The organism is Streptomyces sp. IBSBF 2435, assembly GCF_036815005.1.
In the GTDB taxonomy this organism is placed as follows: Bacteria; Actinomycetota; Actinomycetes; order Streptomycetales; family Streptomycetaceae; genus Actinacidiphila.
In genome coordinates this window covers 1-25,177 of the sequence record NZ_JAJSYW010000079.1, presented here as the reverse complement: position 1 = coordinate 25,177, position 25,177 = coordinate 1, and the positions used below count along the sequence as shown (strand labels likewise).

Below are 25,177 nucleotides of genomic sequence, written 5' to 3'. Positions count from 1 at the left end.
GAAAGCCCGAGGTCTTCGGTGACCAGCACACTGACGGAGGCCGAGCCCTCACCTGTCTTCGTCGACAGGACCGGACGCCGCGGGCGCCGCTGGCGCGGCCTCGGCTGGGTCTTCGGCGTCGTATTCGTCGGCGTCACCCTGTCGATGGTCTCCGGACTGCTGGGCACCCAGTCCGACGCCCCCTCCTTCCCGGTGCCGGGCAGCGCCAACACCCTTCCCCCCGGTCAGTACGTCAACGCGCCGCTGCCCGCGCCCCCGGGGAAGGCGAACCACAGCAAGGGCGCCCCGCACTCTTCGGCGGCGACCCCGACCGACAGCGCGACGGCGACCGCCACCGGGACGGCCACCTCGACCGCCACCGGCACGGCCGACGCGGACGGGACCACCACCGGACGCACCCCCGCCGGCGACGACCCGTCGGGCAGCGACCCGACCACCAAGCCCAGCAGATCCCCGGCTTCCACTACCAAGCCACCGCCGACGCACTCCACCCCCACTCCGAGCGCGACGATCCCCCCGACGCAGGGCACCACCGATCCCCCCGCTGCGCCGAACCCCGCCCCGTAGCCGCGCAAGGACTCAGGAACCCACCACCCATGTCCCGTCATCAACGCAGACGGCAGTCACTGCTGCGCCCGCGCAGACTCGCGGCGCCGCCGCTGCGGGTCTTCCTCCCGGTGACCGTGCTCGTCACCCTGCTGGCACTGATGGTGCTGCGCGGCATGGCCAACAACGAGGTCTTCCACGACGAGAAGGTCGCGGTGTCGGTCGACAAGGGCACCGTGCCCAAGAGCGTGCTGGAGGGCGGTCCCGTCGTGGACTCCCGCGGCTCCCGGCAGGACCACCCGGTCAGCTACACCGTCCCCGACAAGACCGTGGTGCTGACCTTCGACGACGGCCCGTCGAGCGAGTGGACGCCCAAGATCCTCGACGTGCTCGCGAAGCAGCACATCAAGGCCGACTTCTTCGTCACCGGCTCGATGACCACCCGCAGCCCGGCGCTGATCCGCAGGATCGTCGCCGAGGGTCACGAGATCGGCCTGCACACCTACACCCACCCCGACCTGGCCCTGCACGACAACATCCGGCTCAACTGGGAGCTGGGCGAGACGCAGTTGGCGCTGGCCGGCGTGGCGGGCATCCACAGCAGCCTGTTCCGGCCGCCGTACTCGTCCACCGCCGACGCCCTGGACGACTGGTCCTGGCCGGTCACCAAGAAGGTGGGCGCGAACGGCTACCTGGTGGCCTTCATCGACAAGGACACCGACGACTGGAAGCGCCCCGGCGTCAACGCCATCGTCCAGGCGGCGATGCCGGCGCTGCCCGGCCAGGGCGAGATGATCCTGCTGCACGACGCCGGCGGGAACCGGGCACAGACGCTCACGGCGCTGCCGATCATCATCGAGAAGCTCAAGGCCCAGGGCTACACCTTCAAGACCATCGGTGAGGCGCTCGGCGCCGGCCCGGCGAACACCGAGGTCAGCGGCTCCACGCTGTGGGCGGGCAAGGCCTTCGTCTGGGCCACCACCTTCTCCGTCGGGCTGATGCCGTGGCTGGTGGTGCTGCTCGCGGTGGTCGGCGTCCTTGTCTTCACCCGGTTCGCGCTGATGCTGGTGCTGTCGCTGGTGCACGTGCGGCGCACCCGGAAGGCCGGATTCTCCTGGGGGGCACCGGTCAGCGAGCCGGTCAGCGTGATCGTCCCGGCGTACAACGAGCAGGAGTGCATCGCCAACACGCTGCTCTCGCTGGCCACCAGCGATCACCCGATCGAGGTGATCGTGGTGGACGACGGCTCCACCGACGACACCGTCGCACTGGTGCAGTCGATGAACCTGCCGATGGTCCGGCTGATCCGCCAGCCGAACAGCGGCAAGCCGGCCGCGCTCAACACCGGCGTGGCGGCGGCCTCGTACGACCTGATCGTCATGATGGACGGCGACACCGTCTTCGAGCCCGCCACGGTCCGCGAGCTGGTGCAGCCGTTCGCCGACGCCCGGATCGGGGCCGTGGCCGGCAACGCCAAGGTCGGCAACCGCGACACCCTGATCGGCGCCTGGCAGCACATCGAGTACGTGATGGGCTTCAACCTCGACCGGCGCATGTACGACGTCCTGGACTGCATGCCGACGATACCCGGCGCGGTCGGCGCCTTCCGCAGGGAAGCGCTGCGCCAGGTCGGCGGCATGAGCGACGACACCCTCGCCGAGGACACCGACGTGACCATGGCCCTGCACCGGGGCGGCTGGAAGATCGTGTACGCCGAGAACGCCCGCGCGTGGACCGAGGCGCCCGGCAGCATGAGCCAGCTGTGGTCCCAGCGCTACCGGTGGAGCTACGGCACCATGCAGGCGATGTGGAAGCACCGCCACGCGGTGCTGGAGCGCGGCCCCGCCGGGCGCTTCGGGCGGATCGGGCTGCCGTTCGTGGCGCTGTTCATGGTGTTCACGCCGCTGCTCGCGCCGGCCATCGACATCGCCATGGTCTACGGCGTCTTCTTCGTCGACCCGTACAAGAGCCTCGGCGCCTGGTTCGCGGTGCTGGCGCTGCAGGGCTTCTGCGCCTGGTGGTCCTTCCGCCTGGACCGCGAGAAGCCCTGGTATCTCATCACGCTGCCGGTGCAGCAGGTCGTCTACCGGGTGCTGATGTACATGGTGCTGCTCCAGTCCTGGATCACCGCCCTGACCGGAGGCCGGTTGCGCTGGCAGAAGCTGCGGCGCACCGGCGAGGTCGGCCTGGACGTCACCTCGGGGGCGACGCAGTCATGACGACGACAGAACCGGACGCGTACAGGGCGGCCGCCGCCGTCGTGAACGACACCACCGCGACCATCCGGCTGCGGACCATCACCGTCCCCCCGGTGTTCGCCGAGAGCGCCCCGGACGACGAGGTCCCGGCCGGTCCCGAGCCCGCGGCGGCGCCCGCCCGCCCCCGAGGCGTACGCGACCGCTACCTCGACCTGCTGCGCGCCCTGGCGCTGGTCCGGGTGGTGATCTACCACAACTTCGGCTGGACCTGGCTGCCGCTGCTCTTCCCCTCGATGGGCGTGATGTTCGCGCTGGCCGGCTCGCTCATGGCCCGGTCGCTGAGCCGCCCCGCGTGGAGCGTCATCCGCGGGCGGATGCGCCGGCTGCTGCCGCCGATGTGGATGTTCGGCGCGGTCGTGCTGACCGCGATGATCCTCGACGGCTGGGGCCCGCGCTCCGAGGGCCACCCGCACTGGTGGTGGGGCAAGCTCGCCTTCTGGGTGCTGCCGCTGAGCACCCCGCCCTTCGCCGAGACCGTGCACGGCTTCGGCGGCCACCTGCCGACCAGCTGGGCCGAGCAGGTCGTCGTCCCGCTGTGGTACCTGCGCGCCTACCTCTGGTACGTGCTGCTCTCGCCGCTCATGCTCAAGGCCGTACGCCGGCTGCCCTGGGTCACGCTCGCGGTCCCGCTGGTGCTGTCGGCGGTCCTCAACTCCGGGCTGCTCGACCAGTCGGGCCGGATCATGGAGACCGCCACCGACTTCACCACCTTCGGCTCCTGCTGGCTGCTCGGCATCGCGCACCAGGAGGGCCTGCTGCGCCGGATACCGCAGTACGTCGTGCCGTCGATCGCGCCGCTGGTGCTGGCGGCCGGCTTCTGGTGGCTCCAGCAGGCACCGGTCGACGACCCCCGGATCGGCCCCGACCTGGAGGGGGTGCCGCTGGCGCAGGCCGTCTGGTCCTTCGGGTGCGTCCTGCTGCTGCTCCATCTGAGCCCCTCGTGGGAGCAGTGGCCCCGGCCGCTGGAGAGATTCAACGGCGTGGTCAGCCTGCTCAACTCCCGTGCGGTGACCGTCTATCTGTGGCACTGCGTGGCCCTGGTGCTGACCGAGCCGCTGATCGACCCGCTGTGGAACAACGAGTTCTGCTACACCCACCTGCGCTGGCTGCTGTCGAGCCAGTGGCTCCCGCTGCTGCTCGCCGTCCCGCTGATCGCGCTGGCGCTGCTGCTCTTCGGCTGGGTGGAGGACGTCGCGGCCAAACGCCGGCCCCGGCTGTTCCCCTACCCGCGCCGGGCGAAGGGCCGCCGCCGCGCATAGCCGTCCGGGCCCGGACGACGCCGCAGCACGACGGATCACCGACCGGACCGGGCGCCGCTCAGGTCCGGCAGGTCATGGCGGCCCTTTCCCCGGCCGTGCGCCCATTGTTCACGGCCCGTCTGCGAGCAGCGCCGAATGGGAAATTCACCGTTGAAGTACGGGGACTTTCCCGTTTCCATATTCCCATGGTGAAGAGGGCTGTTTCCCCCTGGCGGCGGCGGAACAGGCGCAGCGGTGAGAACAACCTCACACCCGGTCCGCACCCGGCAATTCGTGCAGTCGGCGGACCGGCTGCTCTAACATCCAGGCATGACGGTGTTGTCTGACGACGAGTTGCCTCTTGCGGCCGAGTTCCCTTCCGCGACGCATGACCAGTGGCGGGAACTGGCGGCCGGCGTTCTGCGCAAGTCCGGTAAGGAGATCACCGGTCAGGAGGCGGAGGAGGCCCTGTCCACCGTCGTCGACGACGGGCTCCGCGTCCGCCCCCTGTACACCTCGCGCGACACCGCCGCCGCGCCCGGCCTTCCCGGCTTCGCCCCCTTCGTGCGCGGCAGCCGGCCCGAGGGCAACACGGTCGGCGGCTGGGACGTCCGCCAGCGGCACACGGCCGCCGGCGCCGAGGCGGTGCTGGCCGACCTGGAGACCGGCGCCACCTCGCTGTGGCTGGTGGTGGGCGAGACCGCCGGCATCCCGGTCGACGCACTGGCGGGTACGCTCGACGGTGTCCACCTCGACCTGGCGCCCGTGGTCCTGGACGCGGGCGAGGAGACCGTGCCGGCGGCGCGGCGCCTGTTGCGGATCCACGAGGAGCGCGGCGTCACCGCCGACGCCGTACGCGGCAACCTGGGCGCGGACCCCCTCGGCCACGAGGCCGCCACCGGACGGCCGTACGACATCGGGCCCCTGGCCGAACTGGCCCGGCTGTGCGGCACACGCCACCCGGGCCTGCGGGCCTTCACCGTGGACGCGCTGCCGTACCACGAGGCCGGCGGCTCGGCCGCGCAGGAACTGGGCTGCTCCCTGGCCACGGGTGTCGCGTACCTGCGGGCGCTGACGGACGCCGGGCTCAGCGTCGGGCAGGCATATGAGCAGGTCCGGGAGTTCCGGTACGCGGCGACCGCCGACCAGTTTCTGACCGTCGCCAAGCTGCGCGCGGCGCGCCGGCTGTGGGCCCGGGTCGCCGAGGTGTGCGGGGTGCCGCGTGCGGGCGGGCAGCTCCAGCACGCGGTGACCTCGCCGGTGATGATGACGCGCCGCGACCCGTGGGTGAACATGCTGCGCACGACGGTCGCGACGCTGGCCGCGGGAGTGGGAGGTGCCGACGCGGTGACGGTCCTGCCCTTCGACCACGCGCTGGGCCTGCCGGACGCCTTCGCACGGCGCATAGCGCGCAACACCTCGACCGTCCTGGTGGAGGAGGCGCACCTGTCCCGGGTGATCGACCCGGCCGGCGGCTCCTGGTACGTGGAGCGGCTGACCGAGGAACTCGCGCACGCGGCATGGGAGTTCTTCCAGGACATCGAACGGGCCGGCGGCCAGGCGGCGTCCCTGCGCTCCGGGCTGGTGCGCGACCGGCTGGCCGCGACCTGGTCGGCACGCAGCACCAGGCTGGCCAAGCGCACTGAACCGGTCACCGGGGTCAGCGAGTTCCCGAATCTGGCCGAGGCGCCGGTGGTCCGCCCCCCGGCGCCCGCGCGGCCCCCGGGGGGCCTGCCGCGGGTCCGCCGCGATGAGGCGTTCGAGGCACTGCGGGCCCGCTCCGACGCCCATCTCGCCGCGACCGGGGCCAGGCCGCGGATCCATCTGGCCGAGTTCGGTCCGGCCGGCGCGTCGTCCGCCCGGGCCGCCTTCGCGGCCAACCTCTTCCAGGCGGGCGGGATCGAGACCGTCACCGGGGGAGCCTTCGAGGACAGCGGCGCACGAGACGCGTGCCTGTGTTCCAGCGACGCCCTGTACGGGGAGCAGGCCGAGGACGTCGCGGCCCGGCTGCGCGCGGCAGGCGCGGAGCACGTGTTCCTCGCCGGACGTCCGGCTGCCCACGCCGGTGTCGACACCTACGTCTACACCGGCTGCGACGCGGTGTCCGTACTCACCGCCGCCCTCGACCGTATGGGAGTGTCCTGATGACCATCCCCGACTTCTCCGAGGTCGAGCTCGGCACCGGGACGCCCGGTGCCGGTCCGGACGAGTGGGGCCGCGCCGTCAAGCAGGCCCACGGCGACGACGACCTGCGGTGGGAGACCCCGGAGGGCATCGCGGTCAAGCCGTTGTACACCGGGCAGGATCTGGAGGGTCTGGACTTCCTGGGCACCTTCCCGGGTGTCGCGCCGTTCCTGCGTGGTCCGTATCCCACGATGTATGTGAACCAGCCGTGGACGGTCCGGCAGTACGCGGGCTTCTCGACCGCTGAGGAGTCGAACGCGTTCTACCGGCGGAATCTGGCGGCCGGTCAGAAGGGTCTGTCGGTCGCGTTCGACCTGCCGACCCACCGGGGGTATGACAGTGATCATCCGCGGGTGACCGGTGATGTCGGTATGGCGGGGGTGGCGATCGATTCGATCTATGACATGCGGCAGTTGTTCGACGGGATTCCGCTGGACCGGATGACGGTGTCGATGACGATGAACGGCGCCGTGCTGCCGGTCCTCGCGCTGTACATCGTGGCCGCGGAGGAGCAGGGTGTGCCGCCGGAGAAGCTGGCGGGGACCATTCAGAACGACATCCTCAAGGAGTTCATGGTCCGCAACACCTACATTTATCCGCCGAAGCCGTCGATGCGGATCATCTCCGACATCTTCGCCTTCACCTCGCGGCGGATGCCGCGCTACAACTCCATCTCCATTTCGGGCTATCACATCCAGGAGGCGGGTGCGACGGCCGATCTGGAACTGGCGTACACGCTCGCGGACGGGGTGGAGTACATCAGGGCCGGGCGGGACGTGGGGCTGGACGTGGACGCGTTCGCGCCGCGGCTGTCGTTCTTCTGGGCGATCGGGATGAACTTCTTCATGGAGATCGCCAAACTGCGCGCGGCCCGCCTGCTGTGGGCCAAGCTCGTGCGGCAGTTCGACCCGAAGAACCCCAAGTCGCTCTCCCTGCGGACCCATTCGCAGACCTCGGGCTGGTCGCTGACGGCGCAGGACGTGTTCAACAACGTGACCCGGACGTGTGTGGAGGCGATGGCGGCCACCCAGGGCCACACCCAGTCGCTGCACACCAACGCCCTGGACGAGGCGCTCGCGCTGCCCACGGACTTCTCCGCGCGGATCGCCCGCAACACCCAGCTGCTGATCCAGCAGGAGTCGGGCACGGGCCGGGTGATCGACCCGTGGGGCGGCAGCGCCTATGTGGAGCGGCTGACGTACGACCTGGCGCGGCGGGCGTGGCAGCACATCGAGGAGGTCGAGGCGGCCGGCGGGATGGCCCGGGCGATCGGCGCGGGCATCCCCAAGCTGCGCATCGAGGAGGCCGCGGCCCGTACCCAGGCGCGGATCGACTCCGGGCGGCAACCGGTGATCGGGGTGAACAAGTACCGGGTGGAGACCGACGAGCGGATCGACGTCCGATCGGTCGACAACTCCTCCGTCCGCGCCCAGCAGATCGCCAAACTGCGCCGGCTGCGCGCGGAACGCGACGAGACCGCCTGCCAGGACGCGCTGGACGCCCTGACCCGGGCCGCCGGCGGCGGGCGGGACAACCTCCTCGACCTCGCGGTGCGCGCGGCCCGGGCGAAGGCGACCGTGGGTGAGATCTCCGACGCCCTGGAGAAGGTGTACGGGCGGCACGCGGGACAGGTCCGTACGATCTCCGGTGTGTACCGCACCGAGGCAGGGCAGTCCCCTTCCGTCGAACGCACCCGCGCCACGGTGGACGCCTTCGCCGAGGCCGAGGGCCGCCGCCCGCGGATCCTGGTCGCCAAGATGGGCCAGGACGGCCACGACCGCGGCCAGAAGGTGATCGCCACCGCCTTCGCCGACCTCGGCTTCGACGTCGACGTCGGCCCCCTCTTCCAGACACCGGCCGAGGTCGCCCGCCAGGCCGTCGAGGCGGACGTGCACATCGTCGGGGTCTCGTCCCTGGCCGCCGGACACCTGACCCTCGTCCCGGCACTGCGCGAGCAGCTCGCCGAGGAGGGCCGGGAGGACATCATGATCGTGGTCGGCGGGGTGATCCCGCCCCAGGACGTACCGACGCTGCTCGACATGGGCGCGGCGGCCGTCTTCCCGCCCGGCACCGTGATCCCGGACGCCGCCCGCGAGCTGGTCGCACGGCTGGCCGCCGAACTCGGACACGGAGAGCTGTGAGGTCGCAAGCCGGTGGCCATTGATCTCGACGAGTACGTCAGGGGTGTCCTCGACGGCAGGCGGGCCGTGATCGCCCGGGCGATCACCCTGGTGGAGTCCGCCCGGCCCCAGCACCGGGCGCTCGCCCAGCAGTTGCTGACCGAACTGCTGCCGCGCAGCGGCAAGGCCCGCAGGATCGGTATCAGCGGGGTGCCCGGCGTCGGCAAATCGACGTTCATCGACGCCTTCGGAACGATGCTGACCGGGCTCGGCCACCGGGTCGCCGTACTCGCCGTCGATCCGTCGTCCACCCGGACCCGGGGCTCGATCCTCGGCGACAAGACCAGGATGGAGCGGCTGGCCGTCGATCCGCGGGCCTTCATCCGGCCCTCCCCGAGCGCCGGCACCCTCGGCGGCGTCGCGAAGGCCACCCGCGAGTCGATCGTGGTGATGGAGGCCGCGGGCTACGACGTCGTCCTGGTGGAAACGGTCGGCGTCGGCCAGTCCGAGACGACGGTGTCGAACATGGTCGACTCCTTCCTGCTCCTGGCGCTCGCCCGCACCGGGGACCAGTTGCAGGGCATCAAGAAGGGCGTCCTGGAACTGGCCGACGTCATCGCCGTCAACAAGGCCGACGGGCCGCACGAGCGCGAAGCCCGCTCCGCCGCCCGCGAGTTGTCCGGTGCGCTGCGGCTGATGCACGGCAGGGACGCCTTCTGGACGCCGCCGGTGCTCACCTGCAGCGCGCGCGAGTCGACCGGCCTGGACGCCGTCTGGGAGCGGCTGGAGGAGCACCGTGAACGGTTGCGGACGACCGGCCGGCTGGCCGCCCGCCACCGCGACCAGCAGGTCGAGTGGACGTGGGCCATGGTCCGTGAGGAACTCCTGGTCCGGCTGCGCGCCGATCCGGCGGTCCGCTCGCTGGCCCCGGTGCTTGAGCAGCAGGTCCGCGACGGCGAACTGACGGCCGCGCTCGCCGCCGAGCGGATCCTGGAAGCCTTCGGCGTCCGGCCCGGCTGAGTCCGGCCGCCTGTGTCTTTGGTCTTTCGGCTGTTTCACGGTCGTGCCTGTTGATGTGGCCGAAAGTCCCAGGGAAGTCCCAGGGATGCCGCCGCACCCTGCCCTGACTCGCTGCCCAGCAGGTCAGATGGGGTGCGGCGGCGGCCGTACGTCAGATGTCGCGGAAGATCTCGATCTGCGCCCCGATCGTGTTCAGCCGCTCCGCCAGGTCCTCGTAACCGCGGTTGATCACATAGACGTTGCGCAGCACCGACGTGCCCTCGGCCGCCATCATGGCCAGCAGGACGACCACCGCGGGGCGCAGCGCGGGCGGGCACATCATCTCCGCGGCTCGCCAGCGGGTCGGGCCCTCGACCATGATGCGGTGCGGGTCGAGGAGCTTGACGGCCGCGCCGAGCCGGGTCAGCTCGGTGAGGTAGATCGCCCGGTTGTCGTAGACCCAGTCGTGGATGAGCGTGGAGCCCTGCGCGGTGGCGGCGATGGCCGCGAAGAAGGGCACATTGTCGATGTTCAGGCCGGGGAAGGGCATCGGGTGGATCTTGTCGATCGGCGACCGCAGCTTGGACGGGCGGACGGTGAGGTCCACCAGCCGGGTACGGCCGTTGTCCGCGCGGTATTCCGGGGACAGCTCGAAGTCGAGACCCATCTCCTCCAGCACCGCCAGTTCGATCTCCAGGAACTCGACCGGCGCCCGGCGGATGGTCAGTTCGGACTCGGTGACCACGGCCGCCGCCAGCAGGCTCATCGCCTCGACCGGGTCCTCGGAGGGCGCGTAGTCGACGTCGCGGTCGATGTGCGCCACGCCGTGCACGGTCAGCGTCGTGGTGCCGATGCCCTCGACCTTGACGCCCAGCTCCTCCAGGTAGAAGCACAGGTCCTGGACCATGTAGTTGGAGCTGGCGTTGCGGATGACGGTGACGCCCTCGTAGCGGGCGGCGGCCAGCAGCGCGTTCTCGGTCACCGTGTCGCCGCGCTCGGTCAGCACGATCGGGCGGTGCGGGGCGATGCCGCCGGTCACCTCGGCGTGGTAGGAGCCGTCGGTGGCGGTGACGTCCAGGCCGAAGTGCCGCAGCGCATTCATGTGCGGCTGGACCGTACGGGTGCCGAGGTCGCAGCCGCCGGCGTACGGGATCCTGAAGCGGTCGGTACGGTGCAGCAGCGGGCCGAGGAACATGATCACGCTGCGGGTGCGGCGGGCCGCCTCGGTGTCCATCGCTGCCAGGTCGAGCGTGGCGGGCGGCACGATCTCCAGGTCGTTGCCGTCGTTGATCCACCGGGTGCGGACACCGATACTGTTGAGCACTTCGAGGATGCGGTAGACCTCCTCGATCCTGGCGACCCGGCGCAGGGTGGTGCGGCCGGCGTTGAGCAGGGTCGCGCACAGCAGGGCCACGCAGGCGTTCTTGCTGGTCTTGACGTCTATGGCGCCGGACAGCCGACGGCCGCCGACGACCCGCAGATGCATGGGGCCTGAGTAGCCGAGCGAGACGATCTCGCTGTCCAGGGCCTCGCCGATCCTGGCGATCATCTCAAGGCTGATGTTCTGGTTGCCCCGCTCGATCCGGTTCACCGCGCTCTGGCTGGTGCCGAGCGCTTCCGCGAGATGGGTCTGTGTCCAGCCCCGGTGCTGTCGGGCGTCCCTGATGAGCCTGCCGATACGTGCGAGGTAGTCGTCGGTCATACGGGTGACCCTATCTCATATATGAGATGCGGCAACGTGGGTACCGCCGTTCGTGGTGCGTGTCGCGACTGCCCCGAACGCCCCCGGGTACACGTCCGGCGGCGAAACCCACCGTACCCACCGCTCACCAGGACGCAACTCCCGCCACACTGGCCACAGCCGGATCGAGCGGGCCCCGCCGCCCCGGACGCTGCGGGGGAGGGCGGCGGTCGGGAACACCGGCCGCCGCACATGAACCTCCGGCTGTCATGTACTAGAGTTATCTCGACATCGAGATATCTGCCGAGGCGTACCGCGACCGCGCTGGCAGCGGGCCGTGGGGACACGCGCGCAAGGACGCAGGACGACGCATGAAGGAGACTGCCGTGTCGGCGAACAGCTTCGACGCCCGCAGCACACTGCAGGTGGGCGACGAGTCGTACGAGATCTTCCGGCTGGACAAGGTGGAGGGCTCCGCCCGGCTGCCGTACAGCCTGAAGGTGCTGCTGGAGAACCTGCTCCGCACGGAGGACGGCGCGAACATCACCGCCGGGCACATCCGTGCGGTCGGCGGCTGGGACTCCCAGGCGCAGCCGAGCCAGGAGATCCAGTTCACGCCGGCCCGGGTGATCATGCAGGACTTCACCGGTGTGCCGTGCGTGGTGGACCTGGCCACCATGCGCGAGGCGGTGAAGGAGCTGGGCGGCGACCCGGCCCGTATCAATCCGCTGGCGCCCGCCGAGCTGGTCATCGACCACTCGGTCATCGCCGACCGCTTCGGCACCCCCGACTCCTTCGCGCAGAACGTCGAGCTGGAGTACGGCCGCAACAAGGAGCGCTACCAGTTCCTGCGCTGGGGCCAGACCGCCTTCGACGAGTTCAAGGTCGTCCCGCCCGGCACCGGAATCGTTCACCAGGTGAACATCGAGCACCTGGCCCGTACCGTCATGGTCAGGAACGGCCAGGCCTACCCCGACACCCTGGTCGGCACCGACTCCCACACCACCATGGTCAACGGCCTCGGTGTGCTCGGCTGGGGCGTCGGCGGCATCGAGGCGGAGGCCGCGATGCTCGGCCAGCCGGTGTCGATGCTCATCCCGCGGGTGGTCGGCTTCAAGCTGACCGGTGAGCTGCCCACCGGCACCACCGCCACCGACCTGGTGCTCACCATCACCGAGATGCTCCGCAAGCACGGTGTGGTCGGCAAGTTCGTGGAATTCTACGGTGAGGGCGTCAGCGCCACCTCGCTCGCCAACCGGGCCACCATCGGCAACATGTCGCCGGAGTTCGGCTCCACCGCGGCGATCTTCCCGATCGACGCCGAGACCATCAACTACCTGAAGCTGACCGGCCGCTCCGGGCAGCAGGTCGCGCTCGTCGAGGCGTACGCCAAGGAGCAGGGTCTGTGGCTGGACCCGGCCGCCGAGCCGGACTACTCCGAGAAGCTGGAGCTCGACCTGTCCACGGTCGTGCCGTCCATCGCCGGACCCAAGCGCCCGCAGGACCGGATCGTGCTGGCCAGGGCCGCCGAGCAGTTCGCCACCGACGTGCGCAACTACGTCACCGACGACGAGGAGTCGGGCAAGGAGTCCTTCCCGGCCTCCGACTCCCCGGCCACCCACAACGGCGTGCCCACCAAGCCGACCCTGGTCACCGCCGAGGACGGCAGCACGTACGAGATCGACCACGGCGCCGTCACGGTCGCCGCCATCACCTCTTGCACGAACACCTCGAACCCGTACGTCATGGTGGCCGCCGCGCTGGTGGCCAAAAAGGCGGTCGAGAAGGGCCTGACCCGCAAGCCCTGGGTCAAGACCACCCTGGCCCCCGGCTCGAAGGTCGTCACCGACTACTTCGACAAGGCCGGCCTGACCCCGTACCTGGACAAGCTCGGCTTCAACCTGGTCGGCTACGGCTGCACCACCTGCATCGGCAACTCGGGACCGCTGCCCGAGGAGGTCTCCAAGGCGGTCAACGAGGCCGATCTCGCGGTCGCCGCGGTGCTGTCGGGCAACCGCAACTTCGAGGGCCGGATCAACCCGGACGTCAAGATGAACTACCTGGCCTCGCCGCCGCTGGTCGTCGCCTACGCCATCGCGGGCTCGATGAAGGTGGACATCACCCGGGACGCGCTCGGCATCGACCAGGACGGCAAGCCGGTCCACCTCGACGACATCTGGCCGACCGAGGCCGAGGTCAACGACGTGGTCGCGTCCGCGATCGGCGAGGACATGTTCCGCAGCTCCTACAGCGACGTCTTCGCGGGCGACGCCCAGTGGCAGGCGCTGCCGATCCCGACCGGCAACACCTTCGAGTGGGACCCGCAGTCCACCTACGTCCGCAAGCCCCCGTACTTCGAGGGCATGGGCATGGACCCCGAGCCGGTCTCCGACATCAGCGGCGCCCGGGTGCTGGCCAAGCTCGGCGACTCGGTCACCACCGACCACATCTCGCCGGCCGGCGCGATCAAGGCCGACACCCCGGCCGGGCAGTACCTGACCGAGCACGGCGTGCAGCGCCCCGACTTCAACAGCTACGGCTCGCGCCGCGGCAACCACGAGGTCATGATCCGCGGCACCTTCGCCAACATCCGGCTGCGCAACCAGATCGCCCCCGGCACCGAGGGCGGCTTCACGCGCGACTTCACCCTGCCCGAGGCACCCGTCGCCTTCATCTACGACGCCTCGCGCCACTACATCGAGCAGGGCACCCCGCTGGTCGTCCTGGCGGGCAAGGAGTACGGCTCCGGCTCGTCGCGCGACTGGGCGGCCAAGGGCACCGCGCTGCTCGGCGTCAAGGCGGTCATCGCGGAGTCCTACGAGCGCATCCACCGCTCCAACCTGATCGGCATGGGCGTGCTGCCGCTGCAGTACCCCGAGGGCGCCACGGCGGCCACGCTGGGCCTCACCGGCGAGGAGACGTACTCCTTCACCGGGGTGACCGTGCTCAACGACGGCAGCACTCCGGGCACGGTGAAGGTCAGCACCGACACCGGCGTGGAGTTCGACGCCGTGGTCCGGATCGACACTCCCGGCGAAGCGGACTATTACCGCAACGGCGGCATCATGCAGTACGTGCTCCGCTCCCTCATCCGGCAGTAGTCCGGCCGACAGTAACTCACGAGTAGCACGGACCGCGTCACCCGGCAGGGGTGGCGCGGTCCGCGTGTTTTGCGCAGGCCAATCCGTCGATCGTCCGCCATCGGCTCACAGGGATCGCTCTGACCTGCGGTTTTGTCGTCCCGCATTTCGGACAGGTCTCAACTCGGGAAAGCTTGCCGTCCAAACGGGCTCTTGATCTTGCCCTGCTGGAGAGAAGTGGACTATACCTGTCGGCGTCCAGGGAACCTGCTGGAGCGCGGGGTCAGGCGGGTCAATCGGCGGCGGTTCGCTGCCGGTCGTCGATGAACGTTCCCTGTCTCACTGGATGCACGGCATCACTCAAGCTTCAACTGTTCGCGGGCGTCGGCGGATTCCGCTGCACCGCATGAGTCCTGGAGAAGGCGAGGACTTGAGCATGGGATCCGAGTTCAACCGGCGCGATGCAATCAAGCGGGCAATGGCGATCGGCGTGGTGGCGATTCCGTCGGCCTCGCTGCTGTCGGCATGTGCCACGTCCAGTGGCGGCGACAAGAACAAGCCGGTCGCGACCGGCACCAAGTCGGCTGCGAACCCGCTCGCTGTCAAGAACGGCGCGCCGCTGGAGGCATTCGTCTTCAAGGGCGGATTCGGCGACGACTACATCAAGGCCGCCGAGGCCGAGTACAACAAGACCTACGGCGTGACCGTCAAGCACACCGGCACACAGGCGATCGGCCCGAAGCTGCAGCCGCGCTTCGCCAACAACACGCCGCCGGACTTCATGGACAACTCCGGTGCCGACAACCTCGACACCGCGGCCCTGGCCAAGGAGGGCAAGCTCCTGGACCTGACGCCGCTGCTGGACGCCGCCACCATCGACGACCCGTCCAAGAAGGTCCGCGACGTCCTGATCGCCGGCACCGTCGAGCAGGGCCAGTACGGCTCGCAGGCGATGTACGCGCTGAACTACGCCTTCACCGTCTACGGCAGCTGGTACTCCAACAAGCTCTTCCAGGCCAAGGGCTGGACGTACCCCAAGACCTTCGACGAGATGATCGCGCTCGGCGCCAAGACCAAGGCCGCCGGTGTCGCGCTGTTCACCTACCCCGGCAAGTACCCGTACTACGTGCACTTCGACCTTTTCGCCCAGATCGGCAAGGTGGGCGGCAAGGATGTGCTCAACGCCATCGACGACCTGGAGGACGGCGCCTTCAAGGTCGACGCGGTCAAGCAGGTCGTGGGCTACTACGAGGAACTGGCGGCCAAGAAGTACTTCCTGGCCGGCTCCGAGGGCAAGACGCACATCCAGATGCAGACCGACTGGACCAAGGGCAAGGCCGCCCTGGTGGCGGACGGTTCGTGGGTGGAGAACGAGGCCGCCCCGACCATGCCCAAGGACTTCGACCTGGCGGTCGGCCCGCTGGTCGGTGGCGGCGACAGCGACAAGCTGCCGTTCGGCACCCTCTACGCGGCGGCGGGCGAGCCCTTCATCGTGGCCGCCAACGGCAAGAACCCGAGTGGCGGTATGGAACTGCTTCGGATCATGCTCGCCAAGAAGCAGACCGACAACTTCACCAACACCATCAAGTCGCTCACCTGCGTGTCCGGCTCCGCCGAGGGCCTGACCCTCACCCCGGGCCTGGCCTCGGCGAGCGCGGCGCTCAAGACGGCCGGCGCGAACGTGCTCAACGCGCGTATCCAGGACTGGTACGTCAAGCTCAACCAGGAGACGATCGGCAACCTGACCGCCCAGCTGCTCACCGGGCAGATCAACGCGGACAAGTGGATCGAGGGCGCCCAGAAGGCCTCCGACGCCACCAAGAAGGACTCGTCCGTGCCGAAGTTCAAGCACGTCTGATCCGCATTCCCCCTAACGGCTGAGACGAGAGCGACCGGCGACATGCGACACGGCAAGTACCGGTTCATCATCGGCTTTCTGGCGATTCCCCTGGCGCTGTACGGGGTCCTAGTGATCTCGCCCTTCGTGCAGGACTTCCAGATCTCGATGACGGACTGGACCGGACTCACCCCCGACAAGCACTACATCGGGTTCGACAACTACCGGAAGATCATTCACAACCATCTCTTCTGGCAGTCGCTGTGGCACAACGTTCTGCTGCTGCTGATCGTGCCGGTCGTGACGCTGGCACTCGGTCTGTTCTTCGCTTTCATGCTCAACGTCGGCGGCCGGCGCAAAGGCAGCGCGTCGGTCGCCGGCGTCAGGGGGTCGGGCGTCTACAAGATCGTCTTCTTCTTCCCCCAGGTGCTGTCGGTCGCGGTGATCGCCATCCTGTGGCAGCAGATCTACAACCCCGACCCCGAGGAGGGCGTGCTCAACGTCGTCCTCAACAGCATCGGGCTCGGCTCGCAGACCCAGTCCTGGCTGGGCGACCCGAACCTGGCGCTGGCCTGCATCATGGCGGTGATGGTGTGGGCGAACGTCGGCTTCTACGTGGTGCTGTTCTCGGCCGGCATGTCGTCCATCCCGACCGAGATCTACGAGGCCGCGCTGCTGGACGGCGCCAAGCGGACGACCACCTTCTTCCGGGTCACGCTGCCGCTGCTGTCCGACACCGTGGCCACCGGCTGGGTCTACATGGGCATCATCGCCATGGACGCCTTCGCCTATGTGCAGCTGATGTCGGTCAACAACGGCGGTCCCAACGAGAAGACCGACGTGGTGCCGCTGCTGCTGTTCAAGACGGCCTTCCGGGACAACAGCCAGTACGGCCTGGCGGCGGCCATGGGTGTCGCCATGCTGATAGTGACGCTGGTGTTCGCCGTACTGACGCTGCGGCTGTCGCGCCGCGAGCGTATCGAGTTCTAGGGGTGCCGCGATGACTACCGAGACGTTCGACGGGGCCCCCGGCTCCTCGCCCCGCAAGTCCGGCACACCCGCCTCGGACGCGGCCCGCTGGAAGTGGCGGCGCAGCGAGGGAGGCGTGCTGAACGCGTTCAGCCATGTCTTCCTGGCCGTGTGGGCGCTGATGGTGGGCCTGCCGCTGCTGTGGGCGCTGTGGAGTTCCTTCAAGAGTTCCGGGGACATCCTCAGCCACCCGCTGTCGCTGCCCACCCACCTCCACTTCGAGAACTGGTCCCACGCCTGGACGAAGGCGAACATGGGCCAGTACTTCATCAACACCATCATCGTGGTCGGCTTCTCGACCGTCGGCACCATGCTGTTCGGCTCGATGGCGGCCTACGTGCTGGCCAGGTTCGAGTTCCCCGGCAACCGGCTGATCTACTTCATCTTCGTGGCGGGCATGGCCTTCCCGGTGGTCATGGTGCTGGTGCCGCTGTTCTTCGTCACCACCAACCTCGGCATCATCAACACCCTGCCGGGGCTGATCCTGGTCTACATCGCCTACTCGCTGCCCTTCACCGTCTTCTTCATGACGTCGTTCTTCCGGACCCTGCCGACCTCGGTGGCGGAAGCGGCGCTGGTGGACGGCGCGTCCCACACCAGGACGTTCTTCCAGATCATGGTGCCGATGGCCAAGCCGGGCATCATCAGCATCGGGATCTTCAACGTGCTCGGGCAGTGGAACCAGTACCTGCTGCCGCTGGTGCTGAACCAGGGCGACACCAACAAATGGGTGCTCACCCAGGGCCTGGCCGACCTCGCCGTCCAGCAGGGCTACCAGGGCGACTGGGGCGGGCTCTTCGCCGGGCTGTCGATCGCCATGCTCCCGGTGCTGGCCGTCTACATCGTCTTCCAGCGCCAGGTGCAGGCCGGACTCACCGCGGGGGCGCTCAAGTAGACCCCGCAGATCCCGGCCGGGCCACGCCGGCACCGGCGCGCACGGTCCGTCCGCGTCCAGCGGCTCCGCTCTCCGCGGAGCCGCTGCTCGGCGTGACCGGAGCCGATTCGGATAACGGTGTGGTTCTCCCCCTTGACGGGACATCACCCCAAACACTCAACTTAGAGTTCACATGTTGTAGACGACGGGGTCTCACTGGTGTGCTGCATTTGCCATCAGAGCCGGCCCCGTCCCGTGCGGGCAAGCGGACACGGGCCGCCTGCCGGGCAGGAGTGGATGTCGTGGAGACTCCGGGATCGCAGTCGTCGCTGCACCGGGCGAATCTGGAACGCGTGGTGCGGGCCGTACGACTGGCCGGATCGCTCACCCAGGCGGAGATCGCCCGCAGTACGGGTCTGTCGGCCGCCACGGTGTCCAATATCGTGCGCGAGCTGCGGGACAACGGAACGGTGCAGGTCACGCCGACCTCCTCGGGAGGTCGGCGGGCGCGCAGCGTGGCGCTGTCCGGTGACGCCGGCATCGTGGTGGGCGTCGACTTCGGCCACTCCCACCTGCGGGTCGCGGTCGGCAACCTGGCCCACCAGGTGCTGGCCGAGCAGTCCGAGCCGATCGACGTGGACGCCTCGGCCTCGCAGGGCTTCGACCGGGCGGAACAGCTGGTGGCCAGGCTCGTGGAGTCCACCGGCATCAGCCCCCAGAAGGTGCTCGGCGTCGGCCTCGGCGTGCCGGGGCCGATCGACGTGGAGTCCGGGGCGCTCGGCTCGACCGCGATCCTGCCGGGCTGGAGCGGCATCAACCCGCGCCAGGAGATGTCCGACCGGCTCGGCGTCCCGGTCCAGGTGGACAACGACGCCAACCTCGGCGCGCTGGGCGAGCTGGTCTGGGGCGGCGGGCGCGGGGTCAAGGACCTGGCCTACATCAAGGTGGCCAGCGGTGTCGGCGCCGGCCTGGTGATCGACGGCCGGATCTACCGCGGTCCGGGCGGCACGGCCGGTGAGATCGGCCACATCACGCTCGACGAGTCGGGCCCGGTCTGCCGCTGTGGCAACCGCGGCTGCCTGGAGACGTTCACCGCGGCCCGCTACGTGCTGGAACTGCTGCGCGGCAGCCACGGCGAGGGACTGACCGTGCCGCGGATGGTGCAGCTGGCGCGCGAGGGCGACCCGGGCTGCCGCCGGGTGACCGGTGACGTCGGGCGGCACATCGGGATGGGCGTGGCCAGCCTGTGCAACCTGCTCAACCCCAGCCGCATCGTCCTGGGCGGCGACCTGGCGGAGGCGGGGGAGCTGGTGCTCGGTCCGATAAGGGAATCGGTGTCCCGTTATGCGATTCCCAGCGCCGCGCAGCGGCTGTCCGTGGTGCCCGGGGCGCTCGGAGCCCGCGCGGAGGTTCTGGGGGCACTTGCCCTGGTCTTGAGTGAGATGGGAGATTCGACCCTTCTTGACGGTAATCAGACGGTTGACACACCGGTCTTTTCGGCATAACTGAGCGTTCACACAGCTAACGAAACGCGCCGTTGCCATCTCGTTAAGTGTTTACTTCTTGACGACAGGGCGTCAGCCGGAGTTGACTCACGACCACCTCGGCCGCGGTGTTGCGGCCCTGTCAGGGAGGCAACCTCACATGAACGCAATGACGCGTCGGATCGTCGTCGGAACGGCAGCCGTTTCGATCGCGCTCACCATGGCCGCCTGTGGTAAGGCGGGTGACGACAAGGGTTCCAGCGACAGCAAGGACAAGTCCATCGGCCTGCTGCTGCCGGAGAACGCGACCACCCGGTACGAGAAGTTCGACAAGCCGCTGATCGAGGGCAAGATCAAGGAGCTGTGCGCGGACTGCACCATCCAGTACGCCAACGCCGCCGGTGACCCGGCCAAGCAGGCACAGCAGGTCAGCAGCATGATCGCCAAGGGCGTGAAGGTCCTCATCCTGGACGCCCAGGACTCGACCGGTATCAAGTCGTCCGTCCAGGCCGCTGTGGACAAGGGCATCAAGGTCGTCGCCTACGACCGCCTCGCCGAGGGTCCGATCTCCGCCTACGTCTCGTACGACAACGAGAAGATCGGTGAGCTGCAGGGCCAGGCGCTGCTCGACGCCATGGGTCCCAAGGCCACGCCGTCCGCCAACGTTGTCATGATCAACGGTGACCCGGCCGACCCGAACGCCGCCATGTTCAAGGCCGGCGCCCACAAGATCCTCGACGGCAAGGTGAAGATCGCCTACGAGCAGTCGGGTCTGTGGAAGGACACCATCGCCGCGCAGAAGATGTCCGCCGCGATCACCCAGCTCGGCAAGAACAACATCGCCGGCGTCTACTCCGCCAACGACGGCATGGCCGGTGGTATCGCCACCGCGCTCAAGGGCCAGGGCATCAACCCGCCGCTGACCGGTCAGGACGCCGAGCTCGCGGGTGTCCAGCGGCTGCTGGCCGGTACCCAGACCAGCACGATCTACAAGCCCTACAAGCCCGAGGCGGACGCCACCGCGCAGATCGCGGTGGACCTGCTCAACGGCAAGGACATCAAGGGCACCGCTGACGCCACCGCCAAGCAGGTCGGCGGTGCCGAGATCCCGTCGAAGCTGCTGCCGGCCTTCTCGGTGACCAAGGCGACGATCAAGGACACGGTCGTCAAGGACGGTCTGTACTCCAAGGACCAGATCTGCACCGCGGACTTCGCCGCCGCCTGCACCGCCGCCGGGATCTCCTAGTCCGGCACCCGCGGTCCGGGCCGGCTCCACGGCCTGAACCGCACCCGTGAGCCTGTCCGGCGCTCCGCCCCACACAAACACCCCGCTACCGGGGCGGGGTGCCGGACGGAAACGCTTTCGGGAGCACTGTCGGGGCAGGGGTACTACCCCTTCCCCGTTCATTTTGTAATCCTGTGCTTTGTGCACTCCCTCCGCGGCTGTTCTGTTCAGCGCGCGGCATCCCCGCCGGTCAGGCGGCGAAGGAGATGGTTCACGTGTCCGCTACGCCCGTGCTGGCGTTGCGCGGAGTCTCCAAGCGATTCGGTGCGGTCCAAGCACTCACCGATGTCGAGCTGGAGGTCCACGCCGGAGAAGTCGTCGCCCTGGTGGGTGACAACGGAGCCGGTAAGTCGACCCTGGTCAAGACCATCGCGGGTGTTCACCCCGTCGATGAGGGCGTCATCGAGTGGGAAGGCCGGCCGGTGCACATCAACCGGCCGCAGGACGCCCAGGGTCTCGGTATCGCCACCGTCTACCAGGACCTCGCGCTCTGCGACAACCTCGATGTGGTCGGTAATCTCTACCTCGGTCGCGAGCTGCTGCGCCTCGGCAGCCTCGACGAGGTCACGATGGAAAAGCGCTCCCGCGAACTGCTGAACACGCTGTCGATCCGCATTCCCAGTGTCAGAATCCCGATCGCCAGTCTCTCCGGTGGCCAGCGCCAGGTGGTGGCCATCGCCCGCGCTCTGATCGGCGAGCCCAAGGTCGTCATCCTGGACGAGCCCACCGCCGCCCTCGGCGTCGAGCAGACCGCCCAGGTTCTCGACCTGGTCGAGCGGCTGCGCGAGCGCCGTCTCGGCGTGATCCTGATCAGCCACAACATGGCCGACGTCACGGCCGTCGCGGACACCGTCCACGTGCTGCGCCTCGGCAGGAACAACGGTGCCTTCCCGGTCAAGGGCACCACCAACGAACAGATCATCGCCGCGATCACCGGAGCCACGGACAACGCCGTGACCCGCCGGCTGGCGCGCAACGCGGAGGCGACCCAGTGAGCGACAAGACCACGATCGACGAGATGCCGGCGCCGGCCGTCGCGACCGTCGACCCCCGGCTGCTGGTACGTGAGGAGGGCTTCAAGGGCTACCTCACCGAGTTCAAGCGCAAGCTCAAGGGCGGCGAGCTGGGCTCGATCCCGGTCATCGTCGCGCTGATCATCATCTGGACCATCTTCCAGCTCAAGAACAGCCTGTTCCTGAGCTCCGGCAACATGGTCAACATCGGCTACTACCTGGCCGGCACCGGCATGCTCGCCGTCGGCCTGGTCTTCGTGCTGCTGCTCGGCGAGATCGACCTGTCGGTCGCCTCCGTCAGCGGTCTGGCCGCCGCGGTCTTCGCCAGCCTCAGCGTCAGCCACGGGATGAACCCGTGGCTCGCGGTCGTGCTGACCATCCTCACCGGTATCGCCATCGGCGCGGTCCACGGCTTCTTCTTCGCGAAGATCGGTGTACCGGCGTTCGTCGTCACCCTGGCGGGCTTCCTGGGCTGGACAGGTCTGATGCAGTGGCTGCTGCGCGGCACCGGCAGCCTCACGATCCAGGACAAGGGCCTGCTGCACATCCTGGGCCAGCGCTCCTACTTCATGGACCAGAGCATCGCCGGCGCCTACATCCTGGCCACCCTGGGCGTCGCGTCCCTGCTGATCGGCTCGCTCGTCGAGCAGGCCCGCCGCCGGAAGGCCGGTGTGCCGTTCCGGCCCACCAGCGAGATCGTGGTGCGCACCGCCGCGCTCGCCGTGGTGTCCTACGTCGCCGCCTACGTGCTCAACAAGTCCGCCGGTGTGCCCAGCGCGCTGGTGATCTTCCTGGCCACTCTGGTGATCTGCGACTTCGTACTGCGCCGCACCACCTTCGGCCGCAAGGTCTTCGCGGTCGGCGGCAGCATCGAGGCCGCCCGCCGTGCCGGTATCAACGTTGCCCTGATCCGTATCGTGGTCTTCGCGATCTCCGGCGGCTTCGCTGCCATCGGCGGCCTCTTCCTGGCCGGCCAGACCTACACCGCGACGCTCCAGGCCGGTACCGGCAACCTGCTGATGCTCGCCATCGCCGCCGCCGTCATCGGCGGCACGAGCCTGTTCGGCGGACGCGGCAACGTCTGGTCCGCCCTGCTCGGCATGCTGGTCATCCAGTCCATCCAGACCGGTCTCGACCTGCTGAACATGGACCAGTCGATCCAGTACATGATCACCGGCGCCGTTCTGCTCGCCGCCGTGGTCATCGACTCGGTGTCCCGCCGCACCCAGCGCTCCTCCGGCCGGGCGTAACACCCCGCCGGTCGAGCGGCACCCCGCCGCGCACGCACGTCCCGCGCCGCCGGACGGACCTGGCTCCCAGGACCGCCCGGCGGTTTGGCGTGTGCGGGCGCACGGGAAGGGGGCAGGGAACGCCGTGACGTACATCGCACGGGGCGCCCGACGCGCCGGTAACCGGAACATTAGACTCGTCGAAGGCCAGATCGGCCGGGAGCGACAGGCAGAGGAGGAACGGGTGGCAGTGCTGACCCGTATCAACGGACCCCGCGACCTCGACCGGCTCGGCCAGCAGCAGCTCGTGCAGCTGGCCGCCGAGATCCGCTCCTTCCTGGTCGAAGCGGTCGCGAAGACCGGCGGTCATCTCGGCCCCAACCTGGGTGTGGTGGAGCTGACCATCGCGCTGCACCGGGTGTTCCACTCCCCGCAGGACCGCATCCTGTTCGACACCGGCCACCAGGCCTACGTCCACAAGCTGCTGACCGGCCGCCAGGACTTCGCCAAGCTCAAGAGCACCGGAGGCCTGTCCGGTTACCCCTCGCGCGCCGAGTCCGAGCACGACGTGATCGAGAACAGCCACGCCTCGACCGTGCTCGGCTGGGCCGACGGCCTGGCCAAGGCCAACGAGCTGCTGGACCGCGACGACCACGTGGTCGCGGTCATCGGCGACGGCGCGCTGACCGGCGGTATGGCCTGGGAGGCGCTGAACAACATCGCCGCCGCGAAGGACCGCCCGCTGGTGATCGTCGTCAACGACAACGAGTGGTCGTACTCGCCGACCATCGGCGGCCTCGCCAACCACCTGGCCACCCTGCGCACCACCGACGGCTACGAGCAGTTCCTGGCCCGCACCAAGGACGTCCTGGAGCGCACTCCGCTGATCGGCCGGCCGCTCTACGAGACGCTGCACGGCGCCAAGAAGGGCCTCAAGGACTTCATCACCCCGCAGGGCATGTTCGAGGACCTGGGCCTGAAGTACGTCGGCCCGATCGACGGCCACGACATCGAGGCCGTGGAGTCCGCGCTGCAGCGCGCCCGGCGCTTCGGCGGCCCGGTGATCGTGCACTGCATCACGGAGAAGGGCCGCGGCTACACCCCGGCCGAGAACGACGAGACCGACCGCTTCCACGGCATCGGCCCGATCCACCCCGACACCGGGCTGCCCATCGCGGCGGCCGGCGCCGACTGGACCTCGGTCTTCGGCGACGAGATGCTGGAGCTGGGCAAGGAGCGGTCCGACATCGTGGCCATCACCGCCGCGATGCTGCACCCGGTGGGCCTGACCAAATTCGCCGCCGCCTTCCCCGACCGGGTCTACGACGTCGGCATCGCCGAGCAGCACGGCGCCGTCTCGGCCGCGGGGCTGGCCACCGGCGGCCTGCACCCGGTCTTCGCGGTCTACGCCACCTTCCTCAACCGCGCCTTCGACCAGGTGCTGATGGATGTCGCGCTGCACAAGTGCGGTGTCACCTTCGTCCTGGACCGGGCCGGCGTGACCGGCAGCGACGGCGCCTCGCACAACGGCATGTGGGACATGTCGATCCTCCAGGTCGTACCCGGACTGCGGATCGCCGCGCCACGCGACGCCGACCAGGTCAGGGCCCAGCTGCGGGAGGCCGTCGAGGTCGAGGACGCGCCCACCGTGGTCCGCTACTCCAAGGGCGCGGTCGGCCCCGCGGTCGCCGCGGTGGGCCGGGTCGGCGGCATGGACGTGCTGCGCGAGCCGGCCGGCGACGGGCAGCCCGATGTGCTGCTGGTGTCGGTGGGCGCGCTCGCCCCGATGTGCCTGGAGATCGCCGCGCTGCTGGACGCCCAGGGCATCACCAGCACCGTGGTCGACCCGCGCTGGGTCAAGCCGGTGGACGCCGAGCTGCCCGGCCTCGCCGCCCGGCACCGGCTGGTGGTCACCGTCGAGGACAACGGCAGGGTCGGCGGTGTCGGCTCGGCCGTGGCCCAGGCGCTGCGCGACGCGGAGGCGGACGTGCCGCTGCGCGACTTCGGCATCCCGCCGCGCTTCCTCGCGCACGGCTCCCGCAAGGACGTCATGGCCGCGATCGGCCTGACGGCGCCGGACATCGCCCGCCAGGTCACCGGAGTGGTCGCCACCATCGACGGCCGCTTCGCCGACGAGGCGGCCGACGCGGTGGCCGGCGGCGGCGCGGGCGCCGGGCGCGCCCAGGACTGATCCGGCACCCGGGACCTGTCCCGCGCCCCCGCGCACGCCCGGCGGCGGCTGTCACGCACACTTCAACCACGGCCCGGGGGGGGGGGGGGCGGGGGGGGGGGGGGGGGGGGGGGGGGGGGGGGGGGGGGG

The 25,177-nt window shown here is 69.4% G+C and carries 16 protein-coding genes; 15 read left to right on the top strand and 1 reads right to left on the bottom strand.

Annotated elements, in window-relative coordinates; all coding sequences use genetic code 11:
* The first annotated feature begins 18 nt into the window (after positions 1-18).
* From V7E46_RS17440 to meaB, 6 genes are all read left to right on the top strand, one after another.
* A complete protein-coding gene (locus tag V7E46_RS17440) occupies positions 19-567 on the top strand; it encodes a hypothetical protein (protein ID WP_333769253.1) in 549 nt (182 codons plus the stop codon).
* A gap of 29 nt (positions 568-596) precedes the next feature.
* Entirely contained in the window at positions 597-2,765 is a 2,169-nt protein-coding gene (locus tag V7E46_RS17435) for a bifunctional polysaccharide deacetylase/glycosyltransferase family 2 protein (RefSeq protein WP_333769250.1), read from the top strand.
* Positions 2,762-4,063 (top strand): acyltransferase family protein, encoded by a 1,302-nt coding sequence (locus V7E46_RS17430; protein WP_333769249.1) that lies wholly within the window; start codon positions 2,762-2,764, stop codon positions 4,061-4,063. Before V7E46_RS17435 ends, V7E46_RS17430 begins: the two co-directional genes overlap by 4 nt.
* Before the next feature lie 309 nt (positions 4,064-4,372).
* On the top strand, positions 4,373-6,187 hold the full coding sequence (locus V7E46_RS17425; protein WP_333769248.1) for a methylmalonyl-CoA mutase subunit beta: 1,815 nt from the start codon (positions 4,373-4,375) through the stop codon (positions 6,185-6,187).
* Positions 6,187-8,367: a methylmalonyl-CoA mutase gene (gene scpA / locus V7E46_RS17420; RefSeq protein ID WP_333769247.1), complete on the top strand. Its 2,181-nt coding sequence runs from the start codon at positions 6,187-6,189 to the stop codon at positions 8,365-8,367. The genes V7E46_RS17425 and scpA overlap by 1 nt, the downstream gene beginning before the upstream one ends.
* 12 nt (positions 8,368-8,379) lie before the next feature.
* Positions 8,380-9,366, top strand: a complete 987-nt coding sequence (gene meaB / locus V7E46_RS17415) for a methylmalonyl Co-A mutase-associated GTPase MeaB (protein ID WP_333769246.1) — start codon at positions 8,380-8,382, stop codon at positions 9,364-9,366.
* Positions 9,367-9,517: 151 nt separating this feature from the next.
* On the opposite strand, the gene V7E46_RS17410 is transcribed toward meaB, so the two are convergent.
* On the bottom strand, positions 9,518-11,047 hold the full coding sequence (locus V7E46_RS17410) for a helix-turn-helix domain-containing protein (RefSeq protein WP_329173803.1): 1,530 nt from the start codon (positions 11,045-11,047) through the stop codon (positions 9,518-9,520).
* Between the two features lie 365 nt (positions 11,048-11,412).
* Here V7E46_RS17410 and acnA point away from each other — a divergent pair, with 365 nt between their 5' ends.
* From acnA to dxs, 9 genes are all read left to right on the top strand, one after another.
* Positions 11,413-14,127, top strand: a complete 2,715-nt coding sequence (gene acnA / locus V7E46_RS17405) for an aconitate hydratase AcnA (protein WP_333769262.1) — start codon at positions 11,413-11,415, stop codon at positions 14,125-14,127.
* Between the two features lie 415 nt (positions 14,128-14,542).
* Positions 14,543-15,964: an N-acetylglucosamine/diacetylchitobiose ABC transporter substrate-binding protein gene (gene ngcE, locus V7E46_RS17400; protein ID WP_333769245.1), complete on the top strand. Its 1,422-nt coding sequence runs from the start codon at positions 14,543-14,545 to the stop codon at positions 15,962-15,964.
* 42 nt (positions 15,965-16,006) lie between these two features.
* On the top strand, positions 16,007-16,933 hold the full coding sequence (locus tag V7E46_RS17395; RefSeq protein WP_329173797.1) for a carbohydrate ABC transporter permease: 927 nt from the start codon (positions 16,007-16,009) through the stop codon (positions 16,931-16,933).
* 10 nt (positions 16,934-16,943) lie between these two features.
* Positions 16,944-17,867 carry a carbohydrate ABC transporter permease gene (locus tag V7E46_RS17390; RefSeq protein WP_329173795.1) on the top strand — a complete coding sequence of 308 codons (924 nt, stop codon included), beginning with the start codon at positions 16,944-16,946 and terminating at the stop codon, positions 17,865-17,867.
* A gap of 281 nt (positions 17,868-18,148) precedes the next feature.
* Positions 18,149-19,351, top strand: coding sequence for an ROK family transcriptional regulator (locus V7E46_RS17385; RefSeq protein ID WP_329173793.1), 1,203 nt, complete (start codon positions 18,149-18,151; stop codon positions 19,349-19,351).
* Between the two features lie 139 nt (positions 19,352-19,490).
* Positions 19,491-20,576 (top strand): sugar ABC transporter substrate-binding protein, encoded by a 1,086-nt coding sequence (locus tag V7E46_RS17380; protein ID WP_333769244.1) that lies wholly within the window; start codon positions 19,491-19,493, stop codon positions 20,574-20,576.
* Positions 20,577-20,821: 245 nt separating this feature from the next.
* Entirely contained in the window at positions 20,822-21,610 is a 789-nt protein-coding gene (locus V7E46_RS17375; RefSeq protein WP_329173790.1) for an ATP-binding cassette domain-containing protein, read from the top strand.
* A 23-nt stretch (positions 21,611-21,633) separates the two neighbouring features.
* Positions 21,634-22,878 (top strand): sugar ABC transporter permease, encoded by a 1,245-nt coding sequence (locus V7E46_RS17370; RefSeq protein WP_329182308.1) that lies wholly within the window; start codon positions 21,634-21,636, stop codon positions 22,876-22,878.
* Between the two features lie 223 nt (positions 22,879-23,101).
* On the top strand, positions 23,102-25,048 hold the full coding sequence (dxs, locus tag V7E46_RS17365; protein ID WP_333769243.1) for a 1-deoxy-D-xylulose-5-phosphate synthase: 1,947 nt from the start codon (positions 23,102-23,104) through the stop codon (positions 25,046-25,048).
* The last annotated feature ends 129 nt before the right edge of the window (positions 25,049-25,177 follow it).

Coding starts and splice junctions, on each gene's coding strand:
- V7E46_RS17410 (WP_329173803.1), bottom strand. CDS start 11,047: ATGACCGACGACTACCTCGCACGTATCGGCAGGCTCATCAGGGACGCC.
- V7E46_RS17370 (WP_329182308.1), top strand. CDS start 21,634: ATGCCGGCGCCGGCCGTCGCGACCGTCGACCCCCGGCTGCTGGTACGT.
- ngcE (WP_333769245.1), top strand. CDS start 14,543: ATGGGATCCGAGTTCAACCGGCGCGATGCAATCAAGCGGGCAATGGCG.
- scpA (WP_333769247.1), top strand. CDS start 6,187: ATGACCATCCCCGACTTCTCCGAGGTCGAGCTCGGCACCGGGACGCCC.
- V7E46_RS17395 (WP_329173797.1), top strand. CDS start 16,007: ATGCGACACGGCAAGTACCGGTTCATCATCGGCTTTCTGGCGATTCCC.
- V7E46_RS17380 (WP_333769244.1), top strand. CDS start 19,491: ATGAACGCAATGACGCGTCGGATCGTCGTCGGAACGGCAGCCGTTTCG.
- V7E46_RS17425 (WP_333769248.1), top strand. CDS start 4,373: ATGACGGTGTTGTCTGACGACGAGTTGCCTCTTGCGGCCGAGTTCCCT.
- V7E46_RS17390 (WP_329173795.1), top strand. CDS start 16,944: ATGACTACCGAGACGTTCGACGGGGCCCCCGGCTCCTCGCCCCGCAAG.
- V7E46_RS17430 (WP_333769249.1), top strand. CDS start 2,762: ATGACGACGACAGAACCGGACGCGTACAGGGCGGCCGCCGCCGTCGTG.
- V7E46_RS17435 (WP_333769250.1), top strand. CDS start 597: ATGTCCCGTCATCAACGCAGACGGCAGTCACTGCTGCGCCCGCGCAGA.
- V7E46_RS17375 (WP_329173790.1), top strand. CDS start 20,822: ATGGTTCACGTGTCCGCTACGCCCGTGCTGGCGTTGCGCGGAGTCTCC.